Source organism: Microbulbifer sp. VAAF005 (assembly GCF_030012985.1).
In the GTDB taxonomy this organism is placed as follows: Bacteria; Pseudomonadota; Gammaproteobacteria; order Pseudomonadales; family Cellvibrionaceae; genus Microbulbifer.
On record NZ_CP120233.1, the window covers coordinates 3,967,334 to 3,989,758 of the forward strand.

Here is a 22,425-nt window from a genome sequence, read left to right on the forward strand (position 1 = left end):
AAAATCACCTATATAGGTTTTGGTTTATAGTTTACATAATAAATATCTATTTTTATCTATCAATAGCAATTCCGATAATGCGTCAATTTCAATAACCAGTGGGGGCATTATCAATGCAGAGATCACAACTCTTCTTTGGCGTGGTTGTCGGCTTGTTAGTTTTAAGCACAGGCTTATCAGTAAACCTTGCCGGTATGAACGGGGTTCCCTTGATGGCTGTAGGCCTAGTGGTGGTTCTGGCCAATGCTGCTTACTGGCTGATGGCGCAGCAAACCCCAAAACGCATACGGATCTCCAATAATCGCTCCAGACAGCGCCGGGGACAGCGATAGAGATGCAGTTGGATATTGTTGTTGGTTTCTTTCTGCTGGGCGCCTTTGCCCAGCTGGTTCGCAGTGACCTGCGTTTACCCAAAGGTCTTTACCAGAGCTGCGTTATCTTCCTGCTAATCGCCATCGGCCTAAAAGGTGGTGCTGCTTTAAGTGCGTATTCCGCTGCCACCCTGGTTCCCCAGTCCCTGGCGGTGGTGGCTTTTGGTGCTCTATTACCCCTGGTGGCTTTCCCTATCTTGCGCTGGATTGGCAAGTGGTCACGTGTGGATGCGGCGGCAACGGCGGCGCATTATGGGTCTGTTAGTGTTGCCACCTACGCGGTGGCTGTGGCCCTGCTACAGTCACAGAATATTGAATACGAAGCGTATTTCCCTCTGTTTGTAGCGCTTCTTGAAGTCCCGGCAATCATTGTCGGCATGCTGTTGGCGCGGCAATCGATGGGCAGTTCGAGCAAGCGCCGGGTGTTTCACGAGGTCACCTGCAACCAGGGAGTACTGTTGCTCCTGGGGGGAATCGTTATCGGAGCATGGGCTGGAGAGCGCACCGCTTCAGTAATGCCTTTGTTTGGGACCCTGTTTCATGGCATATTGGCGCTCTTTCTGCTGGAAATGGGGCGTGTCGCTGCGGCGCGGTTGGCCGATGTTAGAGGGCAGGGTGCTTTCCTGCTCAGCTTCGGCATTTTTATGCCGCTGATTGGCGGAGCCGCTGGCGGTATCTTGGGGAGTTTGTTGGGTTTGTCGCCTGGTGGTATCTTTCTGCTCGCGGTGCTCGGTAGCAGTGCCTCTTATATCGCTGTGCCTGCGGCTATGTCCGTTGCCCTGCCGCAGGCCAATGCTAGTGTGTCCATCACTTTGTCCCTGGCAGTTACCTTTCCTTTCAATGTGCTGGTGGCGATTCCCGTCTATCTGGCGCTCGTTCAATATTGGAGTTAATCGCAAGTGAAGCCGATTCCCTTTGAAAAAGTCACTATCGTAATGGGTTCCCGCTCAGATTGGGCCACCATGAGCAACGCGACTAAGCCTCTGGAAGAGCTCGAAGTTCCCTTTGCTACTGCTGTGGTTTCGGCCCACAGAACTCCCCAGCGTATGGTTGAATTTGCCAGCCGTGCCCACGAATCCGGTACCGAAGTGATTATTGCCGGCGCCGGCGGCTCCGCCCACCTGCCGGGTATGATCGCTGCTTTGACTCCCCTGCCGGTGATTGCAGTGCCGGTTGAGAGCCGTTTTATGACGGGTATGGACAGCTTGTTATCCATTGTGCAGATGCCTCGCGGTGTGGCGGTAGCAACCCAGGCGGTCGGTGCTTCCGGTGCCTACAATGCAGGTTTGATGGCTGCGCAGATGTTGTCTTTGGCTGATGCGGAATTGCAGAAGCGCCTGATCGCCTGGCGTGAGCGTCAGACCGAGCAAGTCCCGATCACGGTTGAGTGATAGGAGATCGTTGTGAGTAAGAGACGAGTTGCCATTATTGGCTGTGGGCAGTTGGCACAGATGATGGCTCAAGAGGGGCAGCCCCTCGGAGTGGAGTTCAGTTTCCTGGCTGAGAACGGTGAAAACACCGACTGTGTGAAGGGGCTGGGGACTATCGTGGAGATGGAACCGGGACAGGACCCTGAGGCCTTGTATCAGGCACTGGGGCGCCCGGAAGTGATCACCAGTGAGAGGGAGCAAGTGAGTGTGGACTTGCTGCGCTCTTTTCAGCCCTTCTGTCCGGTATATCCGGACCCGCATATTACAGAGAAGGCCCAGCACCGCTTGCGTGAGAAGCGAGCACTCACAGACTCTGGCCTGCCTGTTGCACCTTTCGCAGCAGCACAGGGTGAAAAAGAGCTGCGGGAAGCGGTCGACCAACTGGGATATCCGGCGTTTATTAAGAGCTGTGAAAATGGCTACGACGGCAAGAACCAATGGTGTGTGAAGAGTGCTGCAGACTTGGATGCTGCCATTCCCCAAGCTGGAGATCAGGAGTGTGTGGTTGAGGCGGGGGTGAATTTCGCCTGTGAAGTTTCCATTATCGGCGCTCGCTCGGCATCCGGTGAAATCAAAGCCTATCCGCTGACGGAAAACCGCCACCGCAATGGCACCTTACTGCTGTCCACCGCTCCCTACGACAACCCGGAGTTGCTCAAGGCCGCAGAGGGTTACCTGGCGACCCTGTTGAAGGACTGGGACTATGTGGGTGTATTGGCCGTTGAGTGTTTTGTCAGTGAGAGCGGCCTGATTGTCAACGAAGTGGCACCGCGAGTTCACAACAGCGGTCACTGGACCTTTGTCGGCCCTGAGGCCAGCCAATTTGCCAATCATATCCGCGCGATACTGGATATGCCCCTGGGCGATACTGCCTGCCCGGTGCCAGTTGCGATGGTCAATATGTTGGGGGTTGATGTAGCTCCAAAGCAGGATAACGATGGTGTTTGGCTGTACGGCAAAGCACTTCGCCCTGGGCGCAAAATGGGTCATGTCATTTTACAGGACCCGGATATGGATCAGTTGCGTGAACGCAGTGAGAAGATGATCGAAGAGCTTTACGGCGAAAAGATTTAGTCCTTACTGAATATTGCGCATCGGGTTCTTGAACTTGATCTTGGAGCCGGTACCTCGCCACATGGGAGTGCCGGCCCGGTAGGCTGCCCGGGCAATCATATGTACACCGATTGGAACTGTCAGTAATAAGAATAAGATGGCAGCAATGGCCCTGGCGGTCACCTGGGCATCGCTAAAGAGAATTGCTACGCCCGCCAGTAATAACCCACAACATACCGTAGCCCCTTTTCCCGATGTACTCATTCGAGTGTAAAAGTCCGGCATTCGCAGCAAGCCCAAAGCGGCGCTGAACCCAAAAAAACTGCCCACCAGAATTATCAAAGCGATAAAAATTTCATCAAATGTCATCACGACCCCTATGGCTGTGGGTGACTGTGCGCGAGCCGCTTTTTTCAATAAAGCGGGCAAAGGCCACACTCACTAAAAATGCGACCAGGGCCAGGGCGATGGCAGCGTCCAGGTACACGGGTTGTCCCGAGGCGATTGCCAGTAGTGCACAGTAGGCCACGGCCAAAATGTTGAGAACATCCAGGGCGACAACCCTGTCCGCTAAGGTGGGGCCCAAAGCGATACGCAGGAAGCACATTACCAGGGCGAGTAATAATAGAAAGGAGGCAATATTGATTGCTACTGTGACCAGTGGTGAATGAATATCGATAATTGTGAGAAACATCAGGAAACCGCCTCCTTAACCCGTTTCTCAAACCCCTCTCTAATCTCTTCGCGAAAGGTGTCTGGATCACTGACAAACATAGTATGTACGATTAAGGCATCATTATTGGGGGTGACGTCCAATACCATCGTACCCGGTGTCAGCGAAATTAAGTTGGTAAGAATAAAAATCTGGTTTCTATCGAGTCTCTCCATGGGTAGTCGTACGACCAGGGGCCGGCTTTGTAAGCGGGGCGAAAAAACTTCGTAGGCGGCACGCAGGCTGGATAATACTAGCTCCTCGAGAAAGAAAAAAATAAATGAGCCAAGCGCGGCAGGCGGGTAAAGTAGGTTTGTGCCCCAGGCAGTATGGGAGATACTCGAAGTGCCAAAAAACCGATCAAAAAGCCAAAGAAAAAGTTCGCCATGGAAGCATTTCCCGTCAGCGCAGACCAACTGATGGCGAGCAGCAAATTTAATAGAAAAATACGCATTTCTATTCAGTTATCCGTAATTGAATGAACAATACCTGGCAACACTGCGTTCAGGTAATCATCAGGCTCCAATAACTCTCCGGCAGCACCCAGGGAGTACTCTATAAAAGGTTCAGGAACAAATCCCAAGGTCAAGGTGATAAGTGCGAGCAATATGACTGGAAGCAGCCGCTGGAAGCGCTCCGCACCACTTAAGCTGTATAAATTCTTGCAATGCTCCTCGGGGTGGGGTTTCCAGAATGCTTCCGCCCATATCTTGCTCATTGAAAATAGAGTCAGTGCCCCGGTAATTAATGCGACAGCAGCAACGATATAGGCGGCCTGGTCCAGGCTAGCCTTGACCAATAGCAGTTTTGCCCAAAAACCTGATAGTGGAGGAAATCCAGCCAAGCTGAATGCGGCTATAAAAAATAATGTCGATAGAAACGGACTGGACCGATATAAACCGCCAATCTCATTCAATTCATAACTGCCTGTGAGGCGCTGAGCAGTACCACTGATCAGGAATAAGTTCGTTTTTGCCACAATGTTGTGGACCATATAGAAAACAGATCCGGCCAGTGCCAGGGGGCTGTTCAGAGCTAGCCCCAAGACCAGGAATCCAATCTGGCTGATGATATGAAATGCAAGTATTTTCCGAAATTCATAATGTGCCGCAGCGCCCAACACACCTGTCAGCATGGTGAGCAATGCTGCCCATAATAAAATATCCCGGGTGAACTCAAGATCATTGGGAAATATTAAAGTAAAGGTGCGAATAAGCGCGTAGACGCCGACCTTAGTCAATAGACCGGCAAATACAGCGGTAACGGCGACCGGCGGAACATGGTATGAAGCGGGCAACCAAAAAAACAGGGGAAATATTGCCGCCTTGATCCCAAAAGCACAGATAAATATAACTGCCAATGTTGAAATCGCGACAGGATTTTGCACCTCTGCCAGGGAAATATGCAGCTGAGCCATATTCAGGGTGCCAGTGAGCCCATAAAGGAGCCCGATAGAGGTCAGCATCAACAGTGTGGATACCAGATTTAACGCTACATATTTAATACCGCCATCCAGTTGTATTTTCTCACCACCGAGTACCAGTAGAGCGAAAGAGGCAATTAACATTACCTCAAACCACACATATAAATTGAATAAATCACCAGTGATAAAGCTACCGCTGACGCCCGCTAAAAGCAGCTGGAAGAAGCTGTGAAATCCCATCTTCACACGTTTTTCACTGATGTCTGATATTGCAAATAGTGAGACACATAATCCCACAATGGCACTGATCAACAGCATTACCGCACTGAGCCGATCGGCGACCAATGTGATTCCGAAGGGAGCTTGCCAGTCTCCCATTTGCCCAGCTTGAGGGCCCTGGCTTTCTACCAGGACAAGAATATAAAGGTTAATGCAAAGGGCGGTGAGGCATCCCAATATAGAAATGGCAGAGCAAAGATATTGACGGCCGCGTGCGGGAAATGTAATTAACGCCGTGGCGATAGGGATTAAGAATGGCAGGGCCAATAACCAACTCAAGGGGCTTTCTTCCTCTTGGGCTTAACTGGTTCAGCAATTCTCATACTATCCACATCTAATGTACCCAGCTCCCGGTAAGCTTGTGCAATTAGTGCCAGGGCAAAAGCCAGCAAGCCAAAGCCAATTACGATTGCGGTTAGGATCAGGGCCTGGGGTAGGGGATTGGCAACGATAATTTGCGGGGCTTCCTGGCCCTTGGGGACCAGCGGTGGCGAGGCGCGGGTCAGTCGTCCGGCGATAAAAATTGCCAAATTGGCGGCATTGCTGATCAGTACCAAGCCAAACAGGTAGTGTAACAGGTGGCGGGCCAGCATAAGGTAAACGCCGGTAGCTATCAGGATGCCGACGACAACGGCGAGTGGAGCTTCCATTTTAGCTGGCCTCTTCCAGTGCGAAAATCAGTGTGAGAACGGCTCCGAGTACTGTTAGGTAAACTCCAATATCAAAAAATAAAACATTGCTGATAATAATTCCGCCAGTTTCCTTGCTCCCTACCATGGCAAACCACTGTCCGGAAAAGGGGCCATCTCCCCAAAATAGAGCCATTAATCCAGATAACCCGGCAATGACAACTCCCCAGGCGGCGAGGGTCCCTGGAGGTATACGCAGAGCACTTTGTGCAGCCTCCATCCCCCAAGCCATAGCAAACAGGGCAAAAGCAGAAGCGGCAATTAATCCAGCAATAAATCCGCCTCCGGGATAATTGTGTCCACGTAACAGCATATAAATGGAGAAGACCAAGATCAGGGCTACCAACACACGGGTCGCTGTCTGTAGGATAATAGAATTCACTGCTTGCCCCGTCTTAAATGATGACCGAGTAAGGTCACCGCAGCGACAGCTGCGGTGAACACCACAATAATCTCCCCGAAAGTATCCAGGGCCCGGAAGTCCACCAGAATGACATTGACAATATTGCGCCCATGGGCCTCGGGTACTGCAGCCTCCTTGTAAAATTCACTCACAGGGCTCTCGAATGGGGTTTGCAGGACTACCAAAATACTGATAGTAAATAAAAGGCCGACTGTGGCACCCAGCAGTGCATCCCTGGGACGGAAGCCTTCCTTCTTACCGGGAGTAAATACGGGCAGGCGTGGAAGAATCGCAGCAATTAATACCAGATACAGCGTTTCTACCAGAATCTGTGTAATGGCTACATCCGGTGCGCCAAAGAAAAGATAAATTAGTGCTATACCCACACCGAGAGCGCCGAGTGCGCAAATGGCGGTCAGAGGTTTACGCGCAATGCCCGCAGTAAAGGTGCCTCCTACCGTCAGCAGTATGGCTGCCCACTCTTTTAAATTGAGGCGTGGTGCAGTGTACTCCAGTGAGAAGTGGCCGGTATGTATAAAGGCATAAATTAAAGCCATCGAGAGAGTAACAAAAATAACAGTGAGATAACGCCGCATAATTCCATTTTGCAATATACGTGTTTGTAGCGCGGCAAAAGCTTTTAATAGTTCTAAGGATTTATCCCATAGTAAATCGGCACTAGTTGGCGCATGGGTAAAATCCCAGTTTAACCAAGCTCGCATACGTTTGAGATTGACATACATAATCACCCCGAGCACAAAAGTAAGAATGCTCATCAGGAGCGGAATGTTAATACCGTGCCAGAGTTTTAGGTCGATGGTTTCTGGAAGTCCGAGTATCGCTGTGAGAGCCGGTTCCACCAGTCCGCCACCGACTAAGTCCGGGGCTAGGCCAAATGTGAGGCCGAAAGCGCTTAAAACTATTGGGCTTATCCACAAACCGGGAGGTGCGCTTCGAATACGGCTGGCATCTTTGGCTAGAGGACCAAAGAAGGGTTTGATGGCCACCATACCGGCTACTGTCACCGTTACCGCATTGGCAAAAATTGCTGCTGTGCCCACCAATGCGGGCTCTGAAGCTACCGCCAAGGCACCTTCATATTTCAGTTCTTTGCCAATAAATCCAAGGAACGGCGGGAACCCTGCCATGGATAGGGCTGAAGCCAGCGCTGCGATAAACGCAAAGGGCAATAATTTCGCCAGGCCGTGTAGCTTGGTTAAATCCCGGGTGCCGGTCTGCCGATCGATAATACCCACCACCATAAACAGTGCAGCTTTGTAAAAAGAGTGAACCAGCAAGAAAGTAATTGCAGCGGCGACGGCAGCTGAAGCATCAGAACCCAGAAACATGGTGATAGTGCCGAGAGCGATTACGGTGGTATAGGCGAGGGCCCGTTTCAGGTCTGTTTGACGCAGGGCAGCCACTGCCGCTACTGCGGCAGTGGCAATACCGGTGCAGGTTAAAATCCACTCCCAGTATTCAGTGTGGGCCAGTACCGGATGTAGGCGCGCAAGAAGGTAAATGCCGGCTTTGACCATAGTGGCCGAGTGTAGATATGCGCTCACCGGTGTTGGAGCCGCCATGGCATTGGGTAACCAAAAGTGGAAAGGCAATTGTGCCGACTTTGAGAATGCTCCGATAAGTACCAGAATCAAAATAGGAAGATAGAGTGAACTGGACTTAATTTGTTCCCCTTTTATTAATAACTCTTCAAGGTCATAGCTATCGACAATTTGTCCTATTAATAAGAAAGCGGTAAGTAAGCAAAGCCCCCTAAGGCAGTCACTAGTAAAGCCTGTAAAGCTGATCGCCGCGCAACAGCACTGGAGTGGTTAAAGCCAATCAAGAGGTAGCTCGCGACTGTTGTAACTTCCCAAAAAACAAATAAAGTAATGAGATCGGATGCCAATACCAAACCCAGCATTCCGACCATAAAGAGATAGAGATAGAGGAAGAAACGTCGCAATAGTGGATTGCCGCGTAAATACTCAGCGGCATAAATGGTGATGAAAAATCCAATACCACTGATTAATAAGGCAAATAAAAAACTGAGTCCGTCGATATAGAAGCGCAGGGATATGCCCAGATCTGGAACCCAGCTAATGCCAAAGGAAAACTCTCTGCCTGCAGAAATATCGGGTAGATGAAAAAGCAATAACAAGGCGACAATGGCCGGAGGAATCGGAGAAAGCAGGGAGATCCATCTTCCCGGCGCTTTTCTATCGCCATTGCGACTTTCCATGTCGCCTACTGATCCCATTATTTTATCCCTGGTGACTCGATGTCAGTATCTAGCAGTGAATCACTGCCAAGTTAATAGTTTAGGTGTAAACCGGAGATTGTCGCTTTTAGGAGGAGTAGTCTTGTGCTTGTAAAGATGAATGTTCTGGTTAGATAGATTCCAATGCCTGTTACAAGAAGCGGTATCTCAGAACAGGTTTACAGCCCCAACAGAATCAGTCTGTTGATAGATTGCCTATTATCGAGGCAAGTCGAACCATAGTGCGAGAACATTATTTGCTGAAGCGGTTAACTCTATTTTTTCCCGATAAACTCCCAAGCCATCTCCCGCCACTAGCAGGTGACTGCCATTGAGTTCGACATTACCAGCGATGATGTGAAGATATCCTGGGCGCTTAAGGGTGTTCAATCTTAAACTCTCACCGGTACGTAGTTGGAGGCGAAACAAGCTGGCATTCTGGTGAATAATTAGTGAGTTATCGCGTCCATTGGGAGTTACCAACGGAGTTAGCGCCCCAGCTTGAGTGATTGATTTTTGTTCATAGCTGGGCTGAATATTTTTCCGGTTAGGTTGAATCCAGATTTGCAGGAATTTAAGGTTTTTAGTCTTTGAGTGGTTATACTCTGAATGGGTAATACCTTTACCTGCACTCATTCTTTGAATCTCACCAGCGGGAACGACAAAGTGGTTTCCCTCGCTATCTAAATGTTCGATAGCACCCTCCAGAATATAGGAAATAATTTCCATATCCTGATGGCCATGAGTGTCAAAGCCTGCCCCAGGCTTTACGGTATCATCGTTAATAACTCGCAGCGCGGAAAACCCCAGATGATTCGGGTCATAATAGTGCCCAAATGAAAAACTGTGTTTGCTGTGTAGCCAACCAAAACGGGCTTGCCCCCGTTCCCCTGATGGTCTGAAGTAGTACATAGCCAATTCCTTATCGGTAGAAATATTTTGGCTATGGTAGGCTGCTGTGGTTATAGGAGATATTGGATAATAATGAATCGGTTATTCGTATTAATAGAATATTTAAGCTTCTTCAGAGGTTGGCATATCTAAGGTCAGCAATCTTAGCTCACCAATAAACTCTCTAGCGGCAGGGCCTAATTTATCCTGGTCTTTAAAGTTCAAGAAAAAGCTTGTGGAGCGTAGGCTACCGTTTTTTAATTTTAGCTTTTTAAGCGTCCCCGCATTGAGTAACTTGGAAATTAAGGGTATGGGTAGCCAGGCGAATCCGAGGCCCTGTTCAATAAGATCCAAGGAGGCCCGTAAACTACCCACCTTCCAGCGCTGTTCCGCTCCCAGCCAGCCTGAATCCCTGTTTGTCTGCATAGCTGAGTCCCGCACAATAATCTGTCGATATAATTTCAGATTCTCGTACGTCAGTTCGCAATTTAATTGATGTAGCGGATGATCTCTATGAGCGACAGCGACAAATTCTATACGGCAAATTTCATCGTTGAGAGCATTTTTCATAGGAAAGGCAGAAAGGCCTAAATCCACAAGCCCTTCTTGGATCAACTCATTGGTACCGGACAATACGGTATCGACAATATCGATATTCACCTGGGGATATCTCGCCGAAACTTTCTCCAGTGCCTGAAAAACCACACTTTGGGGGAAGGCGCCATCTACAGCGATACGCAGTTCTGATTCCACGCCTTCACCAAGGGTTTTGGCAATATCCTCGATACGGGAGACTTCATCCAGCAGGTATTGGCTGCGGCGCAGCATTAGGTTGCCAACTTCCGTGAGTATCACTTTGCGGCCAGATATCTCAAAAAGCTTGACTCCGAGAGCAGCTTCCAGGTTGCTAACCGCATTGTGAATACTGGATTGGCTTTTATGGACTCGCGCAGAAGCCTGATTAAAACCTCCGGCATCCACTACCGCTTTAAACATGCGCCATTGTTCTAAGGTGGTTTTTTGCATTATGTAAACCCTGATTCTTATACCGGCAGTTGTGGATAAATATCAAGGGCAAAGCTGCACTGCCTAGAACCCCAAATACTTGCCCCAAGCGCGGGGCAAGCGTATTTATACCCGATTGTGGGGACTGTTGTAATCGATCATTGGACCCACAGGTACCACCTGGCTGGGGTTGATGGATTTATGGCTAAAATAGTAGTGGCGTTTAATATGGTGGAAATTCACTGTCTCTGAGACCTGCGGCCACTGGTATAGCTCGCGGACATAATTGCGCAGGTTGGGGAAGTCTTCCAGACGCTGCCGGTTACACTTGAAGTGGCCGTGATAAACGGAATCAAAGCGAATTAAAGTTGTGAATAGTCGCCAATCTGCTTCAGAGACCTTATCGCCTACCAGATACCGCTGTTTACCTAATATTGCCTCTACCTTATCCAGGGCATCAAATAAGTTTCGGTAGGCCTCTTCATAAGCGGATTGAGTCGTCGCGAAACCACAGCGATAAACCCCGTTATTTATGTTTTCATAGACCAATTGATTGATGGCTTCGATATCTTTCTGTTTGTCTTTGGGATAAAAGTCCTGTGTATCACCAGTAATTTCATTAAACGCACTATTAAACATGCGAATTATTTCGGATGACTCATTGCTGACAATACAGTTTTGCTGTTTGTCCCAAAGTACTGGGACCGTAACGCGGCCGGAGTAGTCGGATTTATTGCGAGTGTAAACCTGATGCATAAAGTCATAACCAAATAGTGCATCACCGCTACTACCCTCATCGGTATTGAAGCTCCATCCCTGCTCAAGCATATCCGGGCTTACAACGGAGGTACTGATATGTTCTTCCAGCTTTTTCAATTTGCGGAAAATCAAGGTGCGATGAGCCCAGGGGCAGGCCAGGGATACATATAGATGGTAGCGCCCAGACTCAGCTTTAAAGCCACCTATGCCACTAGGCCCTGCGCTGCCATCGACAGTAATCCAGTTGCGTAACTGTGCAGCCTCTCGCTTAAATGCGCCCCCCGAATTCTTGGTGTCATACCACTGGTCGTGCCACTGGCCATTAATTAACAATCCCATTTCATACTCCTAAATAGCGGTTGTTTTGTGACTGGCTTCAGATGGAATCAATGTGTTTTCTTTCTGTTGTCCAAGCTGAAACGCCCAGCGCCATGGGCTGCTATCACCAGAAAACCACCGGCTATAGCCAGGTTCTTAAAGAACATTAGAAACTGCATTTGATCTTCCAGGTTGCTATGGAACAGGAACGCAGTGAGTAAGCTAAATCCGGCGAATGCCAGAGCAGTTAATCGAGTTTGAAAACCCGCAATCAGAGCTAAGGCACCGCCTATCTCAAACAGGATTACCAATGGGAGCAGAAACTCGGGTAGACCACCGTAGGCCAGGTACTGAGCGCTACCCTCATAGTTTTGGATCTTGTTAACACCTGCCAGTAAGAAGATTGCTGCCAAGCCAATACGTCCGGAAAGGTCTGCGACGGCTGGAAACAAGGAACCACTGGGGGCATTTGATGCTGTGGATAAAGTGGAAGTATTCATTGTGTCGGTCCTTAAACTGTAAATTGAGCGCCACTGCGGAGTAGCTGCTGTGGATAAGGGGCAGTTTATAGAGGACGAGTAGAATGAAAATTGGTTAAATTCGACCATATCATTCGAATAAATCGAACATCGGGTGGGTCAGGTTCATTCAGAAGTGGACAAAAGGCCGCTCAGAAGTGATAGCCGATACCTATTGAGTAGACCCAGGGGTCAATATCTACATTTACATTGATGCGGTCGTAGTCGTTATCTTCTGTGCGGAAGCGAATTTTGGCCTTGGTATCGATGCTCAAGTACCAGATGGCCGCATTAAACAGCCAGTTGCTCTCTCGTCCAAAGGCAATATCTACGCCCACTTCCCCTGCCAGGCCCCAGGAATTGCTCAGGCTCAGGGATGCCCTTGAGTCTGCACCCAGGGCCGTCTCGAAGTAGTTTTGTGCCGTGTGGCTGATATCTTCATCGAAGAAATGGGTGTAGTTAATTCCCACACCAATATAAGGCTGTACCCAGGACTCGGTGCATACCGGATACCACTGTACGCTGAGAGTTGGCGGAAGGTGCTTGATGTCACCCAGGGATACCCGACCCAGTGGATCACCGGTATCCGGGTCCGGTAAACCGCGAACATCGAGATCGTGCCGGAAAGGTACAGCTGCCAGTAATTCCAGTCCCCAGTGGTCTGCAAATAACCAGGTACCAGTGATGCTAGCGGAGTAGCCGGTATCCACGTAGACCCGGGTGTAGTCCAAGGGGGTGCCATTTAGGCGAAGTCTACCAGAATCGTCGTTTGGATCGACCGCAGCAGCGCCAACGCGAACGATAAAATCTCCCTTTTTATAGTCCGCAACCGACGGGCTGGTAAGCAACAGTACTGCACAAAAAACTAATGTCAGATTGATTCCGTTCATGCCCAACCTTCCAGAGGTGCGACTGGTAATAAGTAGGAGGTCTGATAGCGATATGAATACCGTAACTTACCGCCAGATTATTAGTGTAGATGTCTTGGAGATCCGGGAAAGAAGATAGTAAAAGCTGTGGCGCGGTATTTTATTGATATAACTTTGCTGGCTCCCTTTGAGAAAAATTTCCTATCTGTGAGAGAGTGCAAACCAGAAAAGAGTTTTATTTCCTATTGCGGCGATAATTGTCGAATCGGTTAATCTATTGATTGAATTCGCCCTGTATTATTTTGTGTTTCTACGTTGATATATATTTAGCGATTCTTGATCAGTGTATTTTTCTTAATGCTTAGGAGCCTCTGAATAACTCCATGATACCTCTGGCATGCAGAGCGGTTCACAATCAAGGCGCGGCTTCGCAGGAATGTCTAGACCTTTCAAGAAGTCGCAACGCGGAGTGTGAATCGCTCTGCAAGCCCCGAAGGGCGGGCCTTGAAGGCCACAGCTGCTGCGTTGCAGCTCTTGCAAAGGGCTACGGCCATTCGCGGCGAGCTACGCCTAACATCTGCAGCCTTCAAGACCCGCAGAGGCATTACGGAGTTATTCAGAGGCTCCCTTAGCAAAACCCACTATCAATGATCATATAAGACACCAGGCTAGAGATTTAATAACATGCTTAAGATAATACAGGGAACAATGCAACTCACAGGGCGGCTATCCCCAAAATTATCGGCCAATATTGCAATGTACCTGTCTTCTCGACCCAGACGCCATGCTGACTCCGAGCGTGAGAAGGCTCAGCAGTCTCAAGCCAAGAAGATTACTTACCGAGGTGCTTTAGGAACAGAAAATACGGCCTGGTCCTGGGGGAGGGGCCTGTAGTGATTCTCTGCCACGGCTGGGAAGCCAAAGCCGCAAAAATGGCAACCTTGGCGATGGCAATTGCTGAGCAGGGTTTCCAAGCGGTGGCTATCGATGCTACCGCTCACGGTCACTCTGAGGGCAAGGTTTGTAATTTCGATATTATGGCGAAAGATATCTGCTCTCTGGCCAGCCAGTTTTCGGAAATATTTGCCATCGTCGGTCACTCGATGGGCGGAATGATGACAATGCGCGCGCGGGAGTTTGGGCTTAAAGCCCAGTGCTACGCAATACTCGGCGCACCGAGTGCTCCCTTGCCCATTATAGAAATTATGAAAAATATGCTGAAGGTAAGCCCTGAAACTGCAGAGCTATGCCAAGACAAGATAGCGAATCAAATAGGGTACTCTTGGCAGGAGTTGTTGCAGTGCAAAATGTATACCCCAGAAGATACCCCGCTCTTAATGATCTACGATACTGAAGACGATGAAGTACCTGTCTTCCACGGAGAAAGAATTCATAAAACCTGGCCCGCAGCGGAGATGATTAAAATTAACGGTGTTGGGCATCGGAAAATAGTTTGGGATGCTGAAGTAATAGAGTCAGTGGTAGAATTTCTGCAAATGGAAAAGGCCAAGAAGGTAATAGTAGGGGCAGATTTGGGGAAGCGTGTGGGTTAACCAAGCTATTGAGGCTTAGAGGTACGGCGGGCCTTGAATGCTCGCTTTACGGAGCTTTTAATAGTTCCCTGTATAAGGCCCTTTTATTTTTGTTTGTAAGTATTGCTGGAATAATTTTTTATTTTGTTGCTATTTTGTAGTCCTTCTGATTTAAAGCCTGTCAGTTTTTCTCGTTTGAAGTATTCTTCGGCTGTCGCTAATACCCCTTTCAATTCTTAGTTTCTCGTTGTCTCAATTTCTGCGTATCACTTTTAGCAGTTGATACATTGGTACTAATAAGCAGGCCTAGCGGTAGGCGTTTGCAATATGGAAAGAGGCGAGAAATTGAACCCAGTAGAGGTAGCTTTATAGACTTGCTGGTTGGTACAAATCCACAAAGCTTCCACAATTCCTGTAGGACAGCCAAGTAGCTAAAGCCAGTTTGCCACCACACTTGTTGTTCAATATCTTTGAAAGCTTAGGCTAGCTCTTGCCCTTTATTATTTCAAACTGGAAATAAATCACATTATGTATAAAAGCTGTCTGTTAATAACGTGATTTTGGCCGATTTTTATAGATAATAACGCCCGATCAAACCGATTGTTATGTATAAGGGAGGGATTCTCGAATGAAGGTATTTGGTTCTGGTTTAGCGGCTTCTCCTGCAATGGAGGTACATGGCTTTAAGGCTATGGGGGATAACTCAAACGGCTACCTCCTGATTTCAGACGCTAAAGATGGCCGTAAGGTTTATATTGCTGCAGCCATCGCCGGGAAGTTTGCCAGCTGGCTAGCAAGAAGTGGCTACAAAGGATCAATGGTGATGTCCCGCCTTGCCCAACTGCGGGCCACCGCCGGAGGCTTCAAGAGCTATAACAATGCCCATAATGCCTTTGAGCACATGGATATCATTGAGAACCTGCAGATCGGTTACAAGATTGTCCAGCCCAGTGCAGATAATCGGCGTGGTGGTGTCTATATCACCCGTATCGATTTTGCTGAGCATGCTGGAGGGGATGTAACGCCGGGGCTGTATCATGTTGATTATAAGGCAGGTGAAAAGGAATGGGCGCTAGATAAGGATGAGCAGCCCAAGATCCGACGCACCAATATGGCCGTTAATGGGCTCTGTCGGCATGCTGAAGTCGCAGCCAGGGATATTATCCCGGGAATGGTGAATGGCGCCTATAAAGATGTCAGCGGCAGCCAGGGGATTAAAGATGAAGGGTTTGGGTTGTTCTATAATCCGCGCCCGCTTTACAGTGCCGGCCAACAGTGGAAGACCCCACAACAGAAACAGGTTTCTTTTGACGTGACAGCGAACAAGCTGGGCAACCTGATATTGGCATCACAAAAGGAAGGAAGGGATACCCAGTGGGTGATTCACGGGGATGGCTGCCACTTATTCCGCAAGACTTTGCTGCGTTTGCAGGGGCAGGTGCTAGACAAACATACGGTGTTTTTTGCCGCCCCCAAGGGCAGTCTTCAAACCCTACTGCCATTGGTGCGGGGGGCTGGATTAAAACTTCACAAAGACGTCTTTAAATATCATCCCCATGACTGGAGTCAACCCCTGAATCGGGTTAACCCGCGTATCTCTAAAGAGATAAAGGCCTTTGGGTCTGATTATGATAACGCCGCGAGGGTAGCCTCATTAAATGTGCAAAGTTCCTTTGCAATGGCGGCAGGATATGTAGGATCATTTGCCTTGGGTGGTTTTACACTGGGACTTGGTGAGTTGAGTGCCGGCGCTGGTGGTGTGGGCATGGCAGTAAAAGCGCGAGCACTAAGAAATATGCTGGCCAACCACGCCAATGATCCTACCTTAAATCCCCATATGCACCCCTTTAAAAGTGTGAACGAGATGAATGCCCATGTAATATCGGAGAATGGTTCAGGGGCAAGCTCGTTCCTGAAACTGGCCGGAAGTCTGCGCCGCGAGTATGCGAGATGATAAAAAAATTACTATTGTGGCCGCCCATTTACCAGCGCCTGCCGGCCGCATGGCAGGCCAGCAAGCTGAATCTTTACGGCCCGGATTTTGAGCAGGCTCCTTGGAAGGAAATTGACCTTTCCGGGATCAAACTCAAATTTAAAAATCCCCCTCAAACTGAGATGTTCCCCAATGATATTTGGGTGGAGCGAATGAATATCTATGATACTCGCAGCTTTGAACAATGGGATGGTGGTGAAACCGAAATTGTCTATAAAAGCGGTTGGGTCTATACGGATGGTTTGTTCGGTGACGGGGTTGTGGGGGGCGGTACCCTACAGATGATTATCCAGCGCCGGGATCTGAAAAAATACGGTTTGCAGAGTCTGTTTATCCCCGAGCAGCTGGCCATGATTTTGCTGGATGATTTGGCACGAGATTACGAAGAGCGAAATAGAAAACGGCGCGAAGGTGATTACGTGGAACCCTATAATCCGGAAATTCATACTTGGTTATACCCCAAAACCGTTGAAGCGTTGCACCCAGCTGAGCATAGGGGGCTAACTTGCTATTCATTTTCTATATGGAGACCATTTGAACTGAAGAGGCACACCTGGGCTACCGCTATTACCGACGAACATATTCTTAAATTTTCCTATATGCCCAGTGCCAGCGGTGTAGATCACCTGTCGGATGACAATAACTTTGCCGAAGCGGCGGAAAGAACGGCACGTGAGTTTGCTGAGAATATTTATATTACCCTGACGCCAGATGCTGAAAGGCAGCGGCAGGCGGCTTTAACTGAAGCCTCAAAATTGGCACAGCAGCGGGCCTAAATCTGGCCCGAAGTTTGTGTAGAGAGACGGTGTGGTGCTGAAGAAATTATTATTATGGCCTCCCATTTATAAGCGCCTACCGGCCGCATGGCAGGCCAGTAAGCTAAATCTTTACGGCCCGGATTTTGAGCAAGCCCCCTGGAAGGAAATTGACCTTTCCGGGATCAAACTCAAATTTAAAAATCCCCCTCAAACGAGAATGTTCCCTAATGATATCCGGGTGGAGGGGATGAATATCTACGATGATCAATCTTTTAGCCCCCCTGGGATGGTGGTAGGACTAAGACGCTATATAAGAGTGGCTGGGTCTATACCGATGGCCTGTTCGGCGATGGAGTTGTGGGGGGCGGTACCCTGCAGATGATTATCCAGCGACGGGATCTAAAAAAATATGGTTTGCAGAGCCTGTTTATTCCCGAGCAGCTTGCAGTGATTTTGTTGGATGATTTCGAAAAGATTATGAAGAGCGGAATAGAAAGCGGCGCGAAGACGATAATTATGTAGAGCCGTATAACTCGGAAATTCATACCTGGTTATATCCTAAAACCGTTGCAGCGCTGAATCCATTGGAGCATCAAGGTCTGACTTGCTACTCTTTCTCGATATGGAGACCTTTGGAAACAAAGAAGCATACATGGGCTATCGCGATTACCGATGAGCACCTCCTTGAGTTTTCCTATATGCCCAGTGCCAGCGGTGTAGATCACCTAGCGGATGACAATAACTTTGCCGAAGCGGCGGAAAGAACAGCACGTGAGTTTGCTGAGAATATTGATATTACCCTGACGCCAGATGCTGAAAGGCAGCGGCAGGCGGCTTTAACTGAAGCCTCGACCTTGGCACAGCAGCGGGCCTAGATCTGGCCCGAAGTTTGTGTAGAGAAACTTACGATGCTAAAAAAACTGCTATTGTGGCCGCCCATTTACAAGCGCCTGCCGGCCGCATGGCAGGCCAGTAAGCTGAATCTTTACGGCCCGGATTTTGAGCAAGCCCCCTGGAAGGAAATTGACCTTTCCGGGATTAAGCTTAAGTTTAAAAATCCCCCTCAAACTGAGATGTTCCCAAATGATATCCGGGTGGAGGGGATGAATATCTACGACGATCAATCCTATAGCCCCCCTTGGGATGGAGGTAGGACTAAAGCGCTATACAAGAGTGGCTGGGTCTATACGGATGGCCTGTTTGGTGATGGGGTTGTGGGGGGCGGTACCCTACAGATGATTATCCAGCGACGGGATTTAAAAAAATACGGTTTGCAGAGCCTGTTTATTCCCGGGCAGCTGGAAACTATTTTATTGGATGACTTAACAAAGAAATACGAAGCAAGGAATAAAAAACTTCGTGAAGGCGATTATTTGGAGCCCTACAATCCAGAGGTTGATGTTTGGCTGTACCCCAAAAGCGTTGAAGCGCTGAATCCATCGGAGAAACGGGGGTTGGCCTGTTACTCATTTGCAATATGGCAGCCATTCGAACTAAAGAGGCACACCTGGTCTACCGCTATTACCGATGAACATATCCTTGAGTTTTCCTATATGCCTAGTGCTAGCGGCGTGAATCACCTAGCGGATGATAACAATTTTGCCGAAGCGGCGGAAAGAACAGCACGTGAGTTTGCTGAGAATATTGATATTACCCTGACGCCAGATGCTGAAAGACAGCGGCAGGCGGCTTTAACTGAAGCCTCGAAATTGGCGCAGCGGCGGGCCTAAATCTCGCTCGAAGTTTGTGCAGAGAGACGGTGTGGTGCTGAAGAAATTATTATTATGGCCTCCCATTTACAAGCGCCTACCGGCCGCATGGCAGGCCAGTAAGCTGAACCTTTACGGCCCGGACTTCGAGCAAGCTCCCTGGAAGGAAATTGACCTTTCCGGGATAAAGCTTAAGTTTAAAAATCCCCCTCAGACGAGAATGTTCCCAAATGATATCCGGGTGGAGGGGATGAATATCTACGACGATAATTCCTATAATCCACCTTGGGATGGTGGCAGGACTAAAACGCTATACAAGAGTGGTTGGGTCTATACGGATGGCCTGTTCGGTGACGGGGTAGTGGGGGGCGGTACCCTGCAGATGATTATCCAGCGACGGGATCTAAAAAAATATGGTTTGCAGAGCCTGTTTATTCCCGAGCAGCTTGCAGTGATTTTGCTGGATGATTTCGAAAAAGATTATGAAGAGCGGAATAGAAAGCGGCGCGAAGACGATAATTATGTAGAGCCGTATAACTCAGAAATTCATACCTGGTTATATCCTAAAACCGTTGCAGCGCTGAATCCATTGGAGCATCAAGGTCTGACTTGCTACTCTTTCTCGATATGGAGACCTTTGGAAACAAAGAAGCATACATGGGCTATCGCTATTACCGATGAGCACCTCCTTGAGTTTTCCTATATGCCCAGTGCCAGCGGTGTAGATCACCTAGCGGATGACAATAACTTTGCAGAAGCGGCGGAAAAAACGGCGCGTGAGTTTGCTGATAATATTGATATTACCCTGACGCCAGATGCTGAAAGGCAGCGGCAGGCGGCTTTAACTGAAGCCTCGAAATTGGCACAGCAGCGGGCCTAAATCTCGCTCGAAGTTTGTGCAGAGAGACGGTGTGATGCTGAAGAAACTATTAATGTGGCCGCCAATTTACAAGCGTCTGCCGGCCGCATGGCAGGCCAGCAAGCTGAATCTTTACGGCCCGGATTTTGAGCAAGCCCCCTGGAAGGATATTGACCTTTCCGGGATCAAACTCAATTTTAAAAATCCCCCTCAGACGAGAATGTTCCCTAATGATATCCGGGTGGAGGGGATGAATATCTACGACGATCAATCTTTTAGCCCCCCTGGGATGGCGGTAGGACTAAGACGCTATATAAGAGTGGCTGGGTCTATACCGATGGCCTGTTCGGTGACGGAGTAGTGGGGGGCGGTACCCTGCAGATGATTATCCAGCGACGGGATCTAAAAAAATATGGTTTGCAGAGCCTGTTTATTCCCGAGCAGCTTGCAGTGATTTTGTTGGATGATTTGGCAAAAGATTATGGAGAGCGAAATAGAGAACTGCGAGAAGGTGATTACCTGGAACCCTACAATCCGGAAGTTGATGTTTGGCTATACCCCAAATCTATTGAAGCGCTAAATCCTGCGGAGCACCAGGGGCTAACTTGCTGCTCATTTTCGGTACGAAAGCCCTTAAAGCCAAAGATTCATACGTGGACCACCGCTATAACCGATGAACATATCCTAGAATTTTTTTACATGCCCAGCGCCAGCGGTGTAGATCACCTAGCGGATGATAACAACTTTGCCGAAGCAGCGGAAAGAACGGCACGTGAGTTTGCTGAGAATATTGATATTACTCTGACGCCAGATGCTGAAAGGCAGCGGCAGGCGGCTTTAACTGAAGCCTCAAAATTGGCACAGCAGCGGGCCTAAATCTGGCCCGAAGTTTGTGTAGAAAAACTTACGATGCTAAAAAAACTGCTATTGTGGCCGCCCATTTATAAGCGTCTGCCGGCCGTATGGCAGGCCAGCAAGCTGAATCTTTACGGCCCGGATTTTGAGAAAGCTCCCTGGAAGGAAATTGACCTTTCCGGGATCAAACTCAAATTTAAAAATCCCCCTCAAACTGAGATGTTCCCCAATGATATTTGGGTGGAGCGAATGAATATCTATGATACTCACAGCTTTGAACAATGGGATGGTGGTGAAACCGAAATTGTTTATAAAAGCGGTTGGATCTATACGGATGGTTTGTTCGGTGACGGAGTTGTGGGGGGCGGTACCCTGCAGATGATTATCCAGCGGCGGGATTTAAAAAAATACGGCATACACAGTCTGTTTATTCCCGAACAGTTGGCGATGATGTTATTGGATGATTTGGCGAGAGATTACGAGGCTAGGAATAAAAAACTGAGAGAAGGCGATTACCTGGAACCCTACAATCCGGAAGTTGATGTTTGGCTATACCCCAAAACCGTTGAAGCGTTGCATCCAGCGGAGCACCGGGGGCTGGCTTGCTATTCTTTTTCCATATGGAAACCCTTGAGGCCAAAGAGGCACACCTGGGCTACCGCTATTACCGATGAACATATTCTTAAATTTTCCTATATGCCCAGTGCCAGCGGTGTAGATCACCTGTCGGATGACAATAACTTTGCCGAAGCGGCGGAAAGAACGGCACGTGAGTTTGCTGAGAATATTGATATTACCCTGACGCCAGATGCTGAAAGGCAGCGGCAGGCCGCTTTAACTGAAGCCTCAAAATTGGCACAGCAGCGGGCCTAAATCTGGCCCGAAGTTTGTGTAGAGAGACGGTGTGATGCTGAAGAAACTATTATTGTGGCCGCCCATTTACAAGCGCCTGCCGGCCGCATGGCAGGCCAGTAAGCTGAATCTTTACGGTCCGGATTTTGAGCAAGCCCCCTGGAAGGAAATTGACCTTTCCGGGATTAAGCTCAAGTTTAAAAATCCCCCTCAAACGAGAATGTTCCCCAATGATATTTGGGTGGAGCGAATGAATATCTATGATACTCGCAGCTTTGAACAATGGGATGGTGGTGAAACCGAAATTGTTTATAAAAGCGGTTGGATCTATACCGATGGTTTGTTCGGTGACGGGGTTGTGGGGGGCGGTACCCTACAGATGATTATCCAGCGCCGGGATCTGAAAAAATACGGTTTGCAGAGTCTGTTTATCCCCGAGCAGCTGGCCATGATTTTGCTGGATGATTTGGCACGAGATTACGAAGAGCGAAATAGAAAACGGCGCGAAGGTGATTACCTGGAACCCTATAACCCGGAAATTCATACTTGGTTATACCCCAAAACCGTTGAAGCGTTGCATTCAGCTGAGCATAGGGGGCTAACTTGCTATTCATTTTCTATATGGAGACCATTTGAACTGAAGAGGCACACCTGGGCTACCGCTATTACCGACGAACATATTCTTAAATTTTCCTATATGCCCAGTGCCAGCGGTGTAGATCACCTAGCGGATGATAACAACTTTGCCGAAGCAGCGGAAAGGACAGCGCGTGAGTTTGCTGAGAATATTGATATTACCCTGACGCCAGATGCTGAAAGACAGCGGCAGGCCGCTTTAACTGAAGCCTCAAAATTGGCACAACAGCGGGCCTAAATCTGGCCCGAAG

General features: G+C 48.8%; 28 protein-coding genes and 1 pseudogene. 16 read left to right on the plus strand and 13 right to left on the minus strand.

The window, feature by feature from the left end:
* Positions 1-113 precede the first annotated feature (113 nt).
* From P0078_RS17795 to P0078_RS17810, 4 genes are read left to right on the plus strand one after another with little or no spacing between them, the layout of a single operon-like run.
* Positions 114-332: a hypothetical protein gene (locus P0078_RS17795; RefSeq protein WP_282931251.1), complete on the plus strand. Its 219-nt coding sequence runs from the start codon at positions 114-116 to the stop codon at positions 330-332.
* A 2-nt stretch (positions 333-334) separates the two neighbouring features.
* Positions 335-1,264, plus strand: a complete 930-nt coding sequence (locus tag P0078_RS17800) for a sodium-dependent bicarbonate transport family permease (RefSeq protein ID WP_282931252.1) — start codon at positions 335-337, stop codon at positions 1,262-1,264.
* Between the two features lie 6 nt (positions 1,265-1,270).
* Positions 1,271-1,762: a 5-(carboxyamino)imidazole ribonucleotide mutase gene (gene purE, locus P0078_RS17805; RefSeq protein WP_282931253.1), complete on the plus strand. Its 492-nt coding sequence runs from the start codon at positions 1,271-1,273 to the stop codon at positions 1,760-1,762.
* 12 nt (positions 1,763-1,774) lie between these two features.
* Complete coding sequence (locus P0078_RS17810; RefSeq protein WP_282931254.1) at positions 1,775-2,875, plus strand: 5-(carboxyamino)imidazole ribonucleotide synthase; 1,101 nt, start codon at positions 1,775-1,777, stop codon at positions 2,873-2,875.
* Between the two features lie 3 nt (positions 2,876-2,878).
* Here P0078_RS17810 and mnhG read toward each other — a convergent pair whose 3' ends face one another.
* The 13 genes and pseudogenes from mnhG to P0078_RS17875 all read right to left on the minus strand — a co-directional run bounded on the left by mnhG (position 2,879) and on the right by P0078_RS17875 (position 13,001).
* Entirely contained in the window at positions 2,879-3,223 is a 345-nt protein-coding gene (gene mnhG / locus P0078_RS17815) for a monovalent cation/H(+) antiporter subunit G (protein ID WP_282931255.1), read from the minus strand.
* Positions 3,213-3,548, minus strand: coding sequence for a cation:proton antiporter (locus P0078_RS17820; protein ID WP_282931256.1), 336 nt, complete (start codon positions 3,546-3,548; stop codon positions 3,213-3,215). The genes mnhG and P0078_RS17820 overlap by 11 nt, the downstream gene beginning before the upstream one ends.
* On the minus strand, positions 3,548-3,982 hold the full coding sequence (locus P0078_RS17825; protein ID WP_282931257.1) for a Na+/H+ antiporter subunit E: 435 nt from the start codon (positions 3,980-3,982) through the stop codon (positions 3,548-3,550). Before P0078_RS17825 ends, P0078_RS17820 begins: the two co-directional genes overlap by 1 nt.
* A 44-nt stretch (positions 3,983-4,026) precedes the next feature.
* On the minus strand, positions 4,027-5,547 hold the full coding sequence (locus tag P0078_RS17830) for a Na+/H+ antiporter subunit D (RefSeq protein ID WP_282931258.1): 1,521 nt from the start codon (positions 5,545-5,547) through the stop codon (positions 4,027-4,029).
* Entirely contained in the window at positions 5,544-5,918 is a 375-nt protein-coding gene (locus P0078_RS17835) for a Na+/H+ antiporter subunit C (RefSeq protein ID WP_282931259.1), read from the minus strand. Before P0078_RS17835 ends, P0078_RS17830 begins: the two co-directional genes overlap by 4 nt.
* Before the next feature lies 1 nt (position 5,919).
* Positions 5,920-6,339, minus strand: coding sequence for a Na+/H+ antiporter subunit B (locus P0078_RS17840; protein WP_282931260.1), 420 nt, complete (start codon positions 6,337-6,339; stop codon positions 5,920-5,922).
* Positions 6,336-7,508, minus strand: a complete 1,173-nt coding sequence (gene mbhE / locus P0078_RS17845) for a hydrogen gas-evolving membrane-bound hydrogenase subunit E (protein ID WP_353057084.1) — start codon at positions 7,506-7,508, stop codon at positions 6,336-6,338. The genes P0078_RS17840 and mbhE overlap by 4 nt, the downstream gene beginning before the upstream one ends.
* Positions 7,500-8,620: pseudogene (locus tag P0078_RS24650) on the minus strand (proton-conducting transporter transmembrane domain-containing protein); the annotation flags it as partial. The pseudogene P0078_RS24650 and the gene mbhE, both read right to left, overlap by 9 nt.
* Before the next feature lie 219 nt (positions 8,621-8,839).
* Positions 8,840-9,532, minus strand: coding sequence for a pirin family protein (locus P0078_RS17855; RefSeq protein ID WP_282931262.1), 693 nt, complete (start codon positions 9,530-9,532; stop codon positions 8,840-8,842).
* Between the two features lie 102 nt (positions 9,533-9,634).
* Entirely contained in the window at positions 9,635-10,537 is a 903-nt protein-coding gene (locus P0078_RS17860; protein WP_282931263.1) for a LysR family transcriptional regulator, read from the minus strand.
* Between the two features lie 105 nt (positions 10,538-10,642).
* A complete protein-coding gene (locus tag P0078_RS17865) occupies positions 10,643-11,614 on the minus strand; it encodes a glutathione S-transferase family protein (RefSeq protein ID WP_282931264.1) in 972 nt (323 codons plus the stop codon).
* 47 nt (positions 11,615-11,661) lie between these two features.
* Positions 11,662-12,093 (minus strand): DoxX family protein, encoded by a 432-nt coding sequence (locus P0078_RS17870; protein ID WP_282931265.1) that lies wholly within the window; start codon positions 12,091-12,093, stop codon positions 11,662-11,664.
* 170 nt (positions 12,094-12,263) lie between these two features.
* Positions 12,264-13,001 carry an OmpW/AlkL family protein gene (locus P0078_RS17875; protein WP_282931266.1) on the minus strand — a complete coding sequence of 246 codons (738 nt, stop codon included), beginning with the start codon at positions 12,999-13,001 and terminating at the stop codon, positions 12,264-12,266.
* Between the two features lie 663 nt (positions 13,002-13,664).
* Between P0078_RS17875 and P0078_RS17880 the strand changes: the two genes are divergently transcribed.
* The 12 genes from P0078_RS17880 to P0078_RS17935 all read left to right on the plus strand — a co-directional run bounded on the left by P0078_RS17880 (position 13,665) and on the right by P0078_RS17935 (position 22,412).
* Complete coding sequence (locus tag P0078_RS17880) at positions 13,665-13,874, plus strand: hypothetical protein (RefSeq protein ID WP_282931267.1); 210 nt, start codon at positions 13,665-13,667, stop codon at positions 13,872-13,874.
* On the plus strand, positions 13,874-14,533 hold the full coding sequence (locus P0078_RS17885; protein ID WP_282931268.1) for an alpha/beta hydrolase: 660 nt from the start codon (positions 13,874-13,876) through the stop codon (positions 14,531-14,533). The genes P0078_RS17880 and P0078_RS17885 overlap by 1 nt, the downstream gene beginning before the upstream one ends.
* A gap of 607 nt (positions 14,534-15,140) precedes the next feature.
* Positions 15,141-16,466: a hypothetical protein gene (locus P0078_RS17890; RefSeq protein WP_282931269.1), complete on the plus strand. Its 1,326-nt coding sequence runs from the start codon at positions 15,141-15,143 to the stop codon at positions 16,464-16,466.
* Positions 16,463-17,281 (plus strand): hypothetical protein, encoded by an 819-nt coding sequence (locus tag P0078_RS17895; RefSeq protein ID WP_282931270.1) that lies wholly within the window; start codon positions 16,463-16,465, stop codon positions 17,279-17,281. Before P0078_RS17890 ends, P0078_RS17895 begins: the two co-directional genes overlap by 4 nt.
* Positions 17,282-17,620: 339 nt before the next feature.
* Complete coding sequence (locus tag P0078_RS17900; RefSeq protein WP_282931271.1) at positions 17,621-17,785, plus strand: hypothetical protein; 165 nt, start codon at positions 17,621-17,623, stop codon at positions 17,783-17,785.
* A 110-nt stretch (positions 17,786-17,895) separates the two neighbouring features.
* Positions 17,896-18,138, plus strand: coding sequence for a hypothetical protein (locus tag P0078_RS17905; protein WP_282931272.1), 243 nt, complete (start codon positions 17,896-17,898; stop codon positions 18,136-18,138).
* A 33-nt stretch (positions 18,139-18,171) separates the two neighbouring features.
* Positions 18,172-18,993 carry a hypothetical protein gene (locus P0078_RS17910; RefSeq protein ID WP_282931273.1) on the plus strand — a complete coding sequence of 274 codons (822 nt, stop codon included), beginning with the start codon at positions 18,172-18,174 and terminating at the stop codon, positions 18,991-18,993.
* Between the two features lie 34 nt (positions 18,994-19,027).
* Positions 19,028-19,852, plus strand: a complete 825-nt coding sequence (locus P0078_RS17915) for a hypothetical protein (protein WP_282931274.1) — start codon at positions 19,028-19,030, stop codon at positions 19,850-19,852.
* 31 nt (positions 19,853-19,883) lie between these two features.
* Entirely contained in the window at positions 19,884-20,192 is a 309-nt protein-coding gene (locus tag P0078_RS17920) for a hypothetical protein (protein WP_282931275.1), read from the plus strand.
* Entirely contained in the window at positions 20,192-20,707 is a 516-nt protein-coding gene (locus P0078_RS17925) for a hypothetical protein (protein ID WP_282931276.1), read from the plus strand. Before P0078_RS17920 ends, P0078_RS17925 begins: the two co-directional genes overlap by 1 nt.
* 33 nt (positions 20,708-20,740) lie before the next feature.
* Positions 20,741-21,559, plus strand: coding sequence for a hypothetical protein (locus P0078_RS17930; RefSeq protein ID WP_282931277.1), 819 nt, complete (start codon positions 20,741-20,743; stop codon positions 21,557-21,559).
* A gap of 34 nt (positions 21,560-21,593) precedes the next feature.
* A complete protein-coding gene (locus P0078_RS17935) occupies positions 21,594-22,412 on the plus strand; it encodes a hypothetical protein (protein WP_282931278.1) in 819 nt (272 codons plus the stop codon).
* The last annotated feature ends 13 nt before the right edge of the window (positions 22,413-22,425 follow it).